The 12,629-nt window shown below is 70.3% G+C and carries 9 protein-coding genes; 4 read left to right on the top strand and 5 right to left on the bottom strand.

Going from position 1 to position 12,629, the window contains the following annotated elements:
- Positions 1–33 precede the first annotated feature (33 nt).
- From OF380_RS17765 to OF380_RS17755, 3 genes are all read left to right on the top strand, one after another.
- Positions 34–342, top strand: coding sequence for a DUF485 domain-containing protein (locus OF380_RS17765; protein WP_264046270.1), 309 nt, complete (start codon positions 34–36; stop codon positions 340–342).
- On the top strand, positions 339–2,033 hold the full coding sequence (locus tag OF380_RS17760) for a cation acetate symporter (protein WP_264046268.1): 1,695 nt from the start codon (positions 339–341) through the stop codon (positions 2,031–2,033). The genes OF380_RS17765 and OF380_RS17760 overlap by 4 nt, the downstream gene beginning before the upstream one ends.
- A 376-nt stretch (positions 2,034–2,409) precedes the next feature.
- Positions 2,410–4,119 carry an MFS transporter gene (locus OF380_RS17755; RefSeq protein ID WP_404810617.1) on the top strand — a complete coding sequence of 570 codons (1,710 nt, stop codon included), beginning with the start codon at positions 2,410–2,412 and terminating at the stop codon, positions 4,117–4,119.
- A 118-nt stretch (positions 4,120–4,237) separates the two neighbouring features.
- Here the strand turns inward: OF380_RS17755 and OF380_RS17750 are convergent, their stop codons facing one another.
- The 4 genes from OF380_RS17750 to OF380_RS17735 all read right to left on the bottom strand — a co-directional run bounded on the left by OF380_RS17750 (position 4,238) and on the right by OF380_RS17735 (position 10,136).
- Positions 4,238–5,614 carry a DUF2252 domain-containing protein gene (locus tag OF380_RS17750; protein WP_264046264.1) on the bottom strand — a complete coding sequence of 459 codons (1,377 nt, stop codon included), beginning with the start codon at positions 5,612–5,614 and terminating at the stop codon, positions 4,238–4,240.
- Positions 5,615–5,672: 58 nt separating this feature from the next.
- Positions 5,673–7,271, bottom strand: coding sequence for a bifunctional phosphoribosylaminoimidazolecarboxamide formyltransferase/IMP cyclohydrolase (gene purH / locus OF380_RS17745; protein ID WP_264046262.1), 1,599 nt, complete (start codon positions 7,269–7,271; stop codon positions 5,673–5,675).
- 91 nt (positions 7,272–7,362) lie between these two features.
- A complete protein-coding gene (locus tag OF380_RS17740) occupies positions 7,363–9,111 on the bottom strand; it encodes a heparinase II/III family protein (RefSeq protein ID WP_264046260.1) in 1,749 nt (582 codons plus the stop codon).
- Between the two features lie 158 nt (positions 9,112–9,269).
- Positions 9,270–10,136 carry a tetratricopeptide repeat protein gene (locus tag OF380_RS17735; RefSeq protein WP_404810476.1) on the bottom strand — a complete coding sequence of 289 codons (867 nt, stop codon included), beginning with the start codon at positions 10,134–10,136 and terminating at the stop codon, positions 9,270–9,272.
- Positions 10,137–10,263: 127 nt separating this feature from the next.
- On the opposite strand from OF380_RS17735, the gene OF380_RS17730 reads away from it, so the two are divergent.
- The gene (locus OF380_RS17730; protein WP_264046258.1) at positions 10,264–11,646 is read left to right on the top strand and encodes a leucyl aminopeptidase family protein; all 1,383 of its coding nucleotides are present in this window, start codon (positions 10,264–10,266) and stop codon (positions 11,644–11,646) included.
- Between the two features lie 8 nt (positions 11,647–11,654).
- Here the strand turns inward: OF380_RS17730 and OF380_RS17725 are convergent, their stop codons facing one another.
- Positions 11,655–12,620, bottom strand: coding sequence for an EcsC family protein (locus OF380_RS17725; protein ID WP_404810475.1), 966 nt, complete (start codon positions 12,618–12,620; stop codon positions 11,655–11,657).
- Positions 12,621–12,629: the final 9 nt, after the last annotated feature.

The following is a 12,629-nucleotide window of genomic DNA, read 5'->3' as shown; positions in this document are numbered from 1 at the left end:
CCCCCAAGAAGCGGCTCCCGGGAGGAACACGTCATGTCCGATATCGAGACTGCGCGCGTCGCGCAGAATCCGCGCTTTCAGGAACTCGTCCACGAGCGCACGCGGTTCGGCTGGGTGCTCACCGGCATCATGCTGGTGATCTATTTCGGCTTCATCGGCCTCATCGCCTTCGACAAGGCGCTGCTCGCCACCAAGATCGGAGGCGGCACCGCCTCCCTCGGGCTGGTCCTCGGCGTCGCCGTGATCGTCCTCGCCTTCATCCTCACCGGCATCTACGTCCAGCGCGCCAATGGCCGCTTCGACGACCTGACCGCCGCCCTCAAGCGGGATCTCGGCCGATGAACCGCCTTCGCCATCCCCTGGTGCTCGGCTCCGCGCTGGCGGCGCTGGCCGCCACCGCCGCCTACGCGGCCGGCCCCGATCTCGGCGCGATCAAGCAGTCGGCGACGAACTGGCCTGCCATCGGCATGTTCGCGTTCTTCGTGATCTTTACCCTCGGCATCACCTACAAGGCCGCCAAGGGCACCAAGTCGGCCGCCGACTTCTACGCCGCTGGCGGCGGTATCTCGGCCGGCACCAACTCCCTCGCGATCGCCGGCGACTACATGTCGGCGGCCTCGTTCCTCGGGATCTCGGGCCTCGTCTACACCTCCGGCTTCGACGGGCTGATCTACTCCACCGGCTTCCTCGTCGGCTGGCCGATCGTGCTGTTCCTCATCGCCGAACGCCTGCGCAATCTCGGCAAGTTCACCTTCGCCGACGTGGCGAGCTTCCGCCTCGACCAGACCTCGATCCGCATCATCTCGGCCACCGGCACCCTGGTGGTGGTGGCGTTCTACCTGATCGCCCAGATGGTCGGCGCCGGGAAGCTGATCCAGCTCCTGTTCGGCCTGCCCTACCTCTACGCCGTCATCATCGTCGGCGTGCTGATGATCGTCTACGTCGCCTTCGGCGGCATGAAGGCGACCACCTGGGTGCAGGTGATCAAGGCCTGCCTGCTGCTCGGCGGCGCCACCTTCATGGCCGGCGCGGTGCTCTACCGCTACGGCTTCAACCCTGAGACCCTGTTCGCCGCCGCCGTCGCGACCCACCCCAAGGGTGACGCGATCATGGCGCCGGGCGGTCTCGTCAACAACCCGATCGAGGCGATCTCGCTGGGCGTCGGCCTGATGTTCGGCACCGCCGGCCTGCCGCACATCCTGATGCGCTTCTTCACGGTGTCGGACGCCCAGGCAGCCCGCAAGTCGGTGTTCTACGCCACCGGCCTGATCGGCTACTTCTACATCCTCACCTTCATCATCGGCTTCGGCGGCATCTCCCTGCTGATGTCCGACCCGGCCTATTTCAACCTCGATGCGGCCGGCGCCTTCGACAAGCTCAAGGGCATGATCGGCGGCACCAACATGGTGGCGGTGAACCTCGCCAACGCGGTGGGCGGCCCCTACTTCCTCGGCTTCATCTCGGCGGTGGCCTTCGCGACCATCCTGGCGGTGGTGGCGGGCCTGACGCTGGCGGGCGCCTCGGCGGTCAGCCACGACCTCTACGCCCAGGTGATCGCCCGCGGGCGCACCAACGAGGCGGCGGAGGTCCGGCTCTCCAAGATCGCCGCCGTCGTCATCGGCATCGTGGCGATCTACCTCGGCTACGTCTTCGAGAACCAGAACGTCGCCTTCATGGTCGGCCTCGCCTTCTCGGTGGCGGCGAGCTGCAACTTCCCGGTCCTGACCATGTCGATCCTCTGGAAGGGCACCACGACCTGGGGCGCCCTCATCGGTGGCCTCGTCGGCCTCGTGGCGGCCGTCGGAATGGTGGTGCTGTCGAAGGCGGTCTGGGTGACGACCTTCGGCAACCCGGTTGCGATCTTCCCCTACGACAACCCCGCCCTGTTCTCGATGCCGCTGGCCTTCCTCACGATTTACCTCGTCTCCAAGCTCGACAATACACGGCGGGCCCAGGCCGAGCGGGCGCGGTTCGCAGCGCAGTTCGTGCGCTCGGAGACCGGTATCGGGGCGGACGGAGCCCACGCACACTGACCACCGGTCAGTACGGAGAGCGACCTCATCGGGGGCGCGGTGCGAGCCGCGCCCCTCTTGCGTGACACTTCACGTTCTAATCCGTTCGAGATCAAAAATTTATTTGGTGTTTGGTTGAAAAAAATCTGAATTCCGTACTCGACCGGCCGTTTTTCCTATTGGGCGAAACTAAGGCGTCTCTTACGATCACGCGGCGCGGTGGAGACTGCAACGGCCCCAGGGCGGACTTTCGCAGTCTGTCCTGATGGTGTCGGGCGGTCCGCATGCGCGGGTCCAAATCGCCACGGGTGGGCTACGCCCGGGCATGCAGAGTCGGAGAAACGTCATCATGGTTGCGTCAAGCGCAATGCCCGTCAGCGAGTCGGCCACGCGGCCGATGAGTCCGGGCGAGAAGAAGGTCATCCTCGCCTCGTCCCTCGGCACCGTGTTCGAGTGGTACGATTTCTACCTCTACGGTTCGCTCGCGACGATCATCGGCGCGCAGTTCTTTTCGGCCTACCCGGAAGCGACCCGCAACATCTTCGCGCTGCTGGCCTTCGCGGCCGGCTTCCTGGTGCGCCCCTTCGGCGCCCTGGTTTTCGGGCGCCTCGGCGACATGGTCGGGCGCAAGCACACCTTCCTCATCACCATCCTGATCATGGGCGTCTCGACCTTCTGCGTCGGCCTGCTGCCCTCCTACGACACGCTGAACGCCTACGGCATCGGCTGGGTCGCTCCGGTGACCCTGCTGGCGCTCCGCATGCTCCAGGGCCTCGCCCTCGGCGGCGAGTACGGCGGCGCGGCCGTCTACGTGGCCGAGCATGCCCCGCGCGGCCGCCGCGGCTTCTACACCGCCTTCATCCAGACGACGGCGACGCTCGGCCTGCTGCTCTCGCTGATCATCATCCTGTCGACGCAAGGCTACGTGAACGGGGCCTACGCACCCACGGTGACGACGGCGGCCGACGGCACCCAGAGCACGATCACGGCCTTCCAGGCCTGGGGCTGGCGCATCCCGTTCCTCGTCTCCGTCGTGCTCCTCGGCATCTCGGTCTGGATTCGCCTCCAGATGAACGAGAGTCCCGCCTTCCAGAAGATGAAGGCGGAGGGCACCCACTCCAAGGCGCCGCTCTCGGAGGCCTTCGGCCAGTGGCGCAACGCCAAGTGGGCGCTGCTCGCCCTGTTCGGCCTCACCGCCGGTCAGGCCGTGGTCTGGTACGCCGGACAGTTCTACGCGCTGTTCTTCCTGCAGAGCATCCTCAAGGTCGACCAGTTCACCGCCAACGTGCTGATCGCTTGGTCGCTGCTGCTCGCCACCGGTGGCTTCCTGTTCTTCGGGGCGCTGTCCGACAAGATCGGCCGCAAGCCGGTCATCCTCGGCGGCTGCCTCATCGCGGCGCTGACCTACTTCCCGCTGTTCGAGCAACTCACCGCCAACGCGAACCCGGCGCTCTATCAGGCGCAATCCAAGGTGCCGGTGGTGGTGAAGACCAACCCGGACGATTGCTCGTTCCAGTTCAATCCGGTCGGCACGGCCAAGTTCACCAAGGAGTGCGACGTCGCCAAGGCGCTGCTCGCCCGCTCCGCCGTGAACTACAGCACCGAGCCGGTCGCTGCCGGCGCACCCACCATCGTCACCATCGCGGGCAAGGACTTCCCCGTCGCCGACCCGACCTTCGCCAAGGCCGTGCCTGCGGCCCTGACCGCCGCGGGCTATCCGGCTCCGGCCGGCAACAACTCCATCGTCAAGGTTGCCAACCCCATCGACATCTTCACCGGCCAGAAGCTCATCGTGATCGGCATCCTGACGATCCTCGTCCTCTACGTGACGATGGTCTACGGCCCGATCGCGGCGGCCCTGGTCGAGCTGTTCCCGACCCGCATCCGCTACACCTCGATGTCGCTGCCCTACCATATCGGCAACGGCTGGTTCGGCGGCCTCCTGCCGGCGACCTCCTTCGCCATCGTCGCCCAGACCGGCAACATCTATAACGGCCTGTGGTACCCGATCGCGATCGCGGCGATGACCTTCGTCATCGGTCTCCTCTTCATCCCGGAGACCAAGGATCGCGACATCTTCACCTACGACGAGGCCCCGACCCGCTGAAGCCGAGGCAGGCAGAAGCCCGCATCCGCCCGCGGGCGGGTGCGGGATCGGTAGGCCCGGCGAAGCGGTCGGACGTGGAATGAGACAGGCCCCGCCGCGAGGCGGGGCCTGTCTCGCGTCAGGCCGCGCCCGGACCGGGCTGGGTCAGGAAGTCTTCCACCAGCAGGGCATGGTCGCTGACGCTCTGCCGGGCATAGGTCATCGCGAAATCGGCGATCGCCTCCTCGAAGGCCGACCCCTTGCCGAGATAGCCGGCGATCAGCGCCGCGTCGCCCGAGCGGGCATGGGCGCGGGCGAGGGTCGTGCCGCAGAGCTGGGCATAGGCCTTGGCGCCGCTCTCCGACAGGAGCTCCGCCACCGCCGAGAGCTTCCGGTTCTTGAGCTGGCGCACGTAGTAGGCGCGTCCGCTGCCCTCCCCCACCGCCGTCCCGAGGAAGAGATCGCTCGCCGCTTGCATGATGCGCTGGCCGTCGATCACGCGCTGGGCCTCGGACACCAGGGAGAACGGGCTCAGCGCCAACTGCGCGATCACCGAGGGGCGCGCCTCCTTGATCTGCAGGAAGAGCGGCGCGCCATCGGCATCGGCGTAGAGCCCCACCGCGCAGACGAGGCCGACCGATCCGATCCCCACGACCTTGAAAGCGACGTCGCGCTGCGCGTAGCGCGACACGAGGGTCCAGCGATCCGCGCTGAGGCTCTGCGGATAGGTGACGAGGGCGGCCGCCGCCTCATCCACCGCCTCGGTCAGGCCGTTCGGACCCTCGTGGAAGATCGTCGGCCACTTGTTCGCGATCTGCCATTGCGACGGGTCGGATGCGTCGGGCGCCGAAGCGAGCCTCGGGGCATCGCCACGGCTCAGCCCGTCCGCGTTCTCGGTGGCGGCTTCCGCCAGGAGGCGCTCGCACAGGTCTCCGTTTCCGAAGCGCCCGACCTCGTGCTCCAGGTCGATCCGGCTGTGCCAGATCGCGAGGGGCGACAGGTCCGAAAGGTCGCGCATGTGTTCGCGGTAGGCGCGGGCGCTGGCTTTCGCCGCGCGGCGTGCCTTGTCCTCACCACGCGGCAGGGCGGCCAGGGCCGCGCTGGCGGCGAGGCGCTTCACGTCCACGGTGAAATCGACGTTCCACAGGGTCTCGTCGAAATCGTTGATGTCGAACAGGGTCTGCCCCTCGGGGCTCCGATACACGCCGAAATTGCCGATGTGGCAATCGCCGCAGGCCTGAACCGGGATGCCGGGGACGGGCAGACCTTCGAGGTCGGCGGCCATCACGGCGGCCGCGCCACGCAGGAAGGCGAAGGGGGTCTCGCGCATGCGCTCGGCGCGCAACGGGAGCAGTTCGATCAGGCGCCCGGCCTCGCTCGCCCGCAGCACGGCGAGCGGGTCGCGGTCGGCGGACGGCTGCCAATGGCTCAGGGATTCCCGCGAGACCCGCTCGCGCAGGCGTTTGCCGGCCGCGCGGCGCTCGTCGCGGCTGGTCAGGGAGTGCGTGTCGGTCATGGGGACGTCCTGTCGATACGGGCCGGCATGGGCGCCGACCCGCGTTCCAGCGGCACGATCAGTGCCGGAAGTGGCGATGCCCGGTGAACACCATGGCGAGGCCGGCCGCGTCGGCCGCTTGGATCACATCGGCATCCCGCATGGAGCCGCCGGGCTGGATCACGGCCGTGGCACCGGCCTCGGCCGCCGCGATAAGGCCGTCCGCGAACGGGAAGAACGCGTCGGAGGCCACCACCGAGCCTTTGGCGAGGCTCTCGGCCGCGCCGATGCGCTGTGCGCCCTCGGCCGCCTTCCAGGCTGCGATACGCGAGGAATCCACCCGGGACATCTGCCCGGCCCCGATCCCGACCGTGGCGCCGTCGCGTGCATAGACGATGGCGTTCGACTTCACGTGCTTGGCGACGCGGTAGGCGAAGCGGAGATCCGCGTATTCCCGGTCGCTCGGGACGCGCTGCGTCACGACCTGGAGCGGCATGTCGTCGACCACCGCCGCGTCGCGGGCCTGTACCAGGAGGCCGCCCGCGAGGGTCTTCACGGTCTCGCCCGCACCGCGGGGGTCGGGCAGGCCGCCGGCCAGCAGCAGGCGGAGGTTCTTCTTGGCAGCCACGATCGCGATCGCCTCCTCGGTGGCGTCCGGCGCGATGATCACCTCGGTGAAGATCTCGACGATCCTGCGGGCCGCGTCCGCGTCGAGGGTCCTGTTCAGCGCGACGATGCCGCCGAAGGCCGAGGTCGGGTCGCAGGCCAGCGCGCGCTCGTAGGCCTCCACGAGGCTTGCGCCCTCGGCGACGCCGCAGGGATTGGCGTGCTTGATGATCGCCACCGCCGCCGCGCGGGCCGGGTCGAACTCGGCCACGCATTCATAGGCCGCGTCGGTGTCGTTGAGGTTGTTGTAGGAGAGTTCCTTGCCCTGCAGCTGCCGGAGGGTGGCGACGCCGGGCCGGGCGGGGCCGGGCGAGCGGTAGAAGGCCGCCGTCTGGTGCGGGTTCTCGCCGTAGCGCAGCGACTGGGCGAGGCTGCCGCCGAAGGCCCGGAAGGCGGGCGTGGCCTCGGTCTCGATCTGACCGGCGAGCCAGTTGGCGATGGCGGCGTCGTAGGCGGCGGTGCGGGCATAGGCCTTCTGCGCCAGGCGCCGACGGGTGCGCTCGCTCAGAGCGCCGCCTCCGGCTTCGAGTTCGGCGAGCAGGTCCGTGTAATCGGCCACATCCACGACGACCGCCACGTCGGCATGGTTCTTCGAGGCGGCGCGGATCATGGCAGGGCCGCCGATGTCGATGTTCTCGACGCAGTCGTCGTAGCCCGCGCCCTTCGCCACGGTCGCCTCGAAGGGGTAGAGGTTGACCACCAGGAGATCGATGGCGCGAATGCCGTGGGCGGCCAGCGCCGCCTGATGCTCGGGGTTGTCGCGCACGGCGAGCAGGCCCCCGTGGACACCGGGGTGGAGCGTCTTCACGCGCCCGTCCATCATCTCGGGAAAGCCCGTCAGTTCGGCGACCTCGACCACCGGCAGGCCGGCCGCGCGCAGGGCCTTGTGGGTGCCGCCCGTGGAGACGAGTTCGATGCCGAGGCGGTCGAGGCGCGTGGCGAACGCGACGAGGCCGTCCTTGTCCGAGACGGAGAGGAGTGCGCGGGTGACCCGCACCTGGTCATGCGACATGGCGTTCGTCCGAGGCAAGCGACGAGGGAACTGATGCGCGCCTACCACGAAATGCTGCGCTGCGGCCAGACGTCCCAGGATCGCGCGGTGTTCAGGCGTCGCGGGTCTGCGCTCGGGCGAAGCCCCAGCGAATGCGGGTATCCTCGGTGACCGAGAGGTAGAGCACGATCTGGTCCGTGCGCCGGGCGCCCGTCAGGCCGGCGAAGTAGACGCTTTCCTCCAGGGCGATCTCGGCACCCTCCACGCCGAAGTGCCAGACTTCGCCGATCGGGGAGGTGAGTTCGAGGCGCCCGTCGTCGAGCCCGCGCGCCGCGATGGCGGGGTGCAGATGGAAGCGCACCGCCACCTCCTGCGTCCGGTGGCGGGCTTTGCTCCCCGCCTTGACGCGCCCGGTGCCTTGCGTCCGCACGAAGGCGTCCTCCCCTTCCAGCACGTGGCCCGTGGTGGAGAGGCGCCAGCGGCGCTCGTGGATGATGCTGAGGTCCCGGGCATAGCCGTCGTGGCGCGCCGCCAGCACCGTGGCGCCGGCCTCGCTGGTGCGTTCCGCCTTCACGCCGCTGGGGCCGCGCAGGATCACGGGACCGATCCGCCCCGAGAGCCACCGTACCGCCCAGCGCTCGTACCAGGCGCCCCCGCCCACGAGGAAGCGGCAGGACGAGGTGTCGGCCACCGTGGCGGTGGAATGGGCGGCGGTGCTGCGCGCGAGCCGCCGCAATTCGGGTCCGCTCGCGGGCAGGCCGCAATTGATGACGATGCGCTGGGGACCGCTCGACATCTCGAAGGAGAGGCAGCCCGCCCCGGCATTGATCGAATCCGGCAGAGGCGGCGGTGCCCCCACATCGGCGACGACGAGGACGCGCCCGCCCTCCAGGCGCTCGTAGCCCGAGTTCGGCGCGTGCATCATTGGCTGGGCCAGCGCGCCGTCATAGACCAGGAGGGTCGCGAGGTGGTCGGCGGCGGTGGCGCCCATGCCGTTGAAGTGGCTGAGCGAAGCGTCCGGATGGCGCAGCAGGCGCAGGAGCGGCAGCATCCGGTCGATGGCGTGCAGCAGCGCCTCCGGCGGATCGACGCTGCGCGAGAGGAAGCTCTGGCGGAGGGGCAGCAGGTCGAGCAGGAGCTCCATGGCGAAGCGCGGGTCGCGGCTGCGATGGCCGCCGTCGCGCAGGATCTGCCGGTCGAGTTCGCGCACCAGGATGCGGGTGGAGCGCCGCAGGATGGGCTGGATGCCCTCGCAGCAGAGCCCCGCGTAGCAGAGCGCCACCGCGGCGAGCAGCCGGGTCTGGGGGGAGATCCCGCGCCGCAGGTCGCCCTCGAGTTCGCGCGCGGCCTTGCCGAGCGCCTTGAGGAATCCCTGGTAGAAGGCGTGGTCGGCCCCCTCCAGGACCAGGGGGGACTGGCACAGGAACGAGATGAGGCGGCGCGCCGCTACGGGGGTCGGGCGGGCCAGCGCGGGGTCGCCCCGACCGGCGATGAAGTCGGCCACGAAGGCGCGGGCATTGGCGCGGGCGAGCGCCGTGTCGGCGGCTCGCATGTGGCGCAGCCAGCCGAAGCCGTAGAGCATGTCCGCCCATTCGGGCGAGGGCGGCGCGTAGTCGAAGGGCGAGCGCCCGCTCACCGAGAGCGAGCGGCCCGCGAAGACGAAGAGCCCCGCATAGATGTCGTCGGCGAAGGTGGCGTCGCTCGTGCGCAGGTCGTGCGGCGCGATGACGAGCCCGGTGACCCGGGCACGGGTGAGGATGTCGGGTCGGCCGGTCAGGCGCGCATAGGTATCGCGCGCGGTCCGCGTGACCTCGCGCCCGATGAGCCGATAGAAGCGCCAGCGATCAGCCCCCCAACGCACGCGCTCTCCTTGTCCCGCGACGCGCCCGCGATCCGGACGCCGCACCCATGGTCGTTCGATGAAACCGGGACCGGGGTCCGGGCGTCGCGGTAAACCTCAAATCCCCCGCCCCGTCCATGCCGGGCGGGCCGGCGTCACCCATTCGTGCCCGTCCGGGCTCAGCCGGCCGGCTTCTCGCCACCCTGACGTGCCGACCGGGGCCCGCGCGCCTCGGAGGCCTTCAGGGCCTTCCAGCTGTTGGGCTGGGCCACGAATGCGCGCAGGGCCGTGGTGTTGGCGGCGGCCTCCTCCGGCGACAGGTCCTCGCGCGACACGGCCTCGGCCTCCGGGAACTTGCCCTGCAGTCCGAGGACCAGGGCGAGGTTCTGCCGGACGCGGGCATCCGCGCGGGGCTGGGCGGCGGCGAGGCGCAGGGTCGTTTCCGCCTGCGACAGGTGGCGGCCCAGAGCATAGGACAGGCCGAGATTGGACAGGATCACCGGGTCGTCGGGCTGGATCTTCAGGGCCGCCTCGTAGAGCCCTTGCGCGCGGGAATGGTCGCCGAGCTGATCGGCCACCGCACCCTGGGCGGACAGCACCCGCCAATCCGGCCGGGCGGGGGTGTGGGCGTTCTGGAGGACGTCGGCCGCCTCCTGGAAGCGGCCGACCTCGGCCAGGCTCTTGCCGTAGGCGGCCAGCACCGCGTTGTTCTTCGGGTTGCGCAAAGCCGCCTGCTGGAGCACCGCGACGGCCTGCGGCTTCTGGTCGGTGGCGCGCAGCGCCTGGGCGTAGCGCAGCGCCAGGGAGACGTCGCTGGGATCGGCGGCGTATTTCTCGCCGAGGCTCTCGACCTCGCGGCGGCCGATGACGGCGGCCGTCCGTGGCTTGCCGAAGCTCGGCAGCGAGAGGCCGCCGATGGAGCCGGTGGTCTCGGGCGAGCGGGTGGACGAGCGCGACTGGCATCCGGCCGTCAGGGCGGCGAGGAGGACGGCCATCGCCAGTCCGGCCGGCCGCGCCAGGGGAAACTTCGACACCGGCCTGACCATGACGCGCTCCGCTGGGACCCCGTAAGGTCCGGGGTTTGATCCGGCGGACGCTTCCGGCACCCGCAGCAGCGGTGATAGACGGTTAACCCTAATCGCCCGTTAACCCGTCCCCGCGCCCGCGAGCCCCATGTCCCAGACCCTGTCCCGCCTCGTCCGCGACGCCGAAGACGCGGTGCCGATCACCTGCGTCACGCCCGATTCCTGGCCCTCCGTCGAGGCCGCCCTGCCCCTCCCCCAGGCGGCCTACGCGCGGGCGACGGACTTCGCGCCGAAGGCGGGCCGGATCGCCCTCCTTCCGGGGGACGACGGCCGTCTCGCGAACATCCTGTTCGGCCTCGGCGACGGCGAGGACCGGATGCTCCCCGGAAAGCTCCCCGGCGCCCTGCCGCCCGGAACCTATCGCTTCGCGCCGGCGGACGGCGTCGACGCCGCCGAGGCGACCCTGGCCTGGCTCCTCGGCAGCTATCGTTTCGGACGCTACCGGGCGAACGGCTCGGAGCGCCCTGCCCTCGCGCTGACCGAAGGGGTCGATGGCGAGGCCCTCGCCCGCATCGCCGAGGCGGTGGCGCAGGGCCGCGACCTCGTGAACACGCCGGCCAACGACCTGGGGCCGACGGAGATCGAGGCGGCGATCCGCGCCGTCGCGGCGCGCCACGGGGCCGATCTCGCCGTCGTCACCGGGGCGGACCTCGCCCGCGACTTCCCCCTGGTCCACACCGTGGGATCGTCGTCGCCGCGCGCGCCCCGCCTGATCGACCTGACCTGGGGACCGGCCGATGCACCGCGCGTCACCCTCGTCGGCAAGGGCGTCGCCTTCGATACCGGCGGCCTCGACATCAAGCCGTCGAGCGCCATGCTCCTGATGAAGAAGGACATGGGCGGGGCCGCCGCCGCCATCGCGGCCGCCGACATGGTGATGGGCTCGGGGCTCCACCTGCGCCTGCGCCTGATCGTCCCGGCGGTGGAGAACGCGGTCTCCGGCGAAGCCTTCCGACCCGGTGACGTCATTCGCAGCCGGGCCGGGCTGACCGTCGAGATCGGCAACACCGATGCGGAAGGGCGGCTCATCCTGGCCGATGCCCTGGCGCTCGCGGATGCCGAGGCGCCGGACCTGCTCATCGATTTCGCGACGCTCACGGGGGCGGCCCGCGTCGCGCTGGGGCCCGACCTGCCTGCCTTCTTCACAGAGGACGACGCACTGGCACAGGCCGTGTCCGAGGCCGGCCTCGCCTGCGCGGATCCGGTCTGGCGCCTGCCCCTGCACAAGCCCTATGCGAGCCTGCTCGACTCGAAGGTCGCCGACCTCAACAACGTCTCGGGCGGCCCCTTCGCGGGGGCGATCACGGCGGCGCTGTTCCTGAGGCGGTTTGCACCCGCGACGCGGGCGCACGTGCATTTCGACCTTTACGGCTGGAATCCTTCGACCAAGCCGGGGCGCCCGGAGGGTGGCGAGGTGCAGACCGCGCGCCTCGTCCATACCCTCCTGTCACGCCGCTACCCGAAGGCCTGAGCCCGCGCTCAGACCGCCAGCATCGCCTTCTCGGATTCGTAGGCGGCGCGGACCGGGGCCGCGCCATAGGTCCGCTCCAGGCGGCGCACCGTGAAGTGCGCCCGCGCCGTGGACTGGAAGTGATCCATGAACGCGGCGTTGACCGCTGCGCCACCGACCGCGCCGAGGATCGGGACCGCCTGAGCCGCCACCTTCTGCGATACGACCACGCCGAAGCGCGCCGCGATCTGGGCCGAGAAGCGGATGAGGGCGGGCGCGGCCTCGTCCAGCAGCGCCCGGTTGCCGGCGTAGCGGGCGGCCTCGACCATGGTCTTGGCCAGGGCCGCGCGCACGGCGAAGTAGCCGCTCTCGGTCAGCGCGCTGCCCGCAGCCTCCCGGCCGCCCAGCGCGAAGACCTGCACGCAGGCGAGCGCATTCTCGGGATCGCTGAGGTCCTCGCCCTCCTCCTGCGCGATCTGGGCGATGGAGCGCAGCATCAGCGTGGTCGACAGGGGCAGTTCCACGGCGAGGGTGGCGAGCCCGAAGGCCCCGCCCACCGCGCCCGAGACCGCAGCCATCGCCTTGTGGCCGAAAGCGCTCGACGGGAAGTACTTCGCCAAGCGAGCGGCCGTACGCATCGCGGTGGACTCGGTCTCCGGGGGCGTGACGAGCGCCGGAGGCGTGGACACGTCGCCGGTCGGTGCGGGAGATGCGTCCCGGACTGCCGGCAGGGTCGCGAGGGCGACCTTGAGCGAAGCGCGCATCGCGCTCTCGGTCGCCTGCGAGACTGCTTCGGTGACAGGGGCCGGCAGCGCCCGCCCGATCATGTCGAGCGGCGCACCGGCGACGGCCGACAGGCGCGCGGCGAGGCCCGGCTTCTCCAGGGCCACGACGGCGCGGCGCAGGGCGGCACGATCCGCCTCGCTCAGCGCGGGCGGGTCGGCGGTGAGAGCCGGGGCGGTGGTGATGTCGTCCACGAGTTTGATGTTGCTCACGTCTGCGAT

The sequence above is a fragment of the Methylobacterium sp. FF17 genome (genome assembly GCF_025813715.1).
Taxonomy (GTDB): domain Bacteria; phylum Pseudomonadota; class Alphaproteobacteria; order Rhizobiales; family Beijerinckiaceae; genus Methylobacterium; species Methylobacterium flocculans.
The sequence above is the reverse complement of the archived record's forward strand: the minus strand, read 5'-3'. Positions and strand labels throughout refer to the sequence as shown.

Excerpts from the sequence above, each read along its gene's own strand:
- OF380_RS17750 (WP_264046264.1), bottom strand. The coding sequence starts at position 5,614 with ATGACCGACACGCACTCCCTGACCAGCCGCGACGAGCGCCGCGCGGCC.
- OF380_RS17730 (WP_264046258.1), top strand. The coding sequence starts at position 10,264 with ATGTCCCAGACCCTGTCCCGCCTCGTCCGCGACGCCGAAGACGCGGTG.
- OF380_RS17765 (WP_264046270.1), top strand. The coding sequence starts at position 34 with ATGTCCGATATCGAGACTGCGCGCGTCGCGCAGAATCCGCGCTTTCAG.
- OF380_RS17735 (WP_404810476.1), bottom strand. The coding sequence starts at position 10,136 with ATGGTCAGGCCGGTGTCGAAGTTTCCCCTGGCGCGGCCGGCCGGACTG.
- OF380_RS17755 (WP_404810617.1), top strand. The coding sequence starts at position 2,410 with ATGAGTCCGGGCGAGAAGAAGGTCATCCTCGCCTCGTCCCTCGGCACC.
- purH (WP_264046262.1), bottom strand. The coding sequence starts at position 7,271 with ATGTCGCATGACCAGGTGCGGGTCACCCGCGCACTCCTCTCCGTCTCG.
- OF380_RS17760 (WP_264046268.1), top strand. The coding sequence starts at position 339 with ATGAACCGCCTTCGCCATCCCCTGGTGCTCGGCTCCGCGCTGGCGGCG.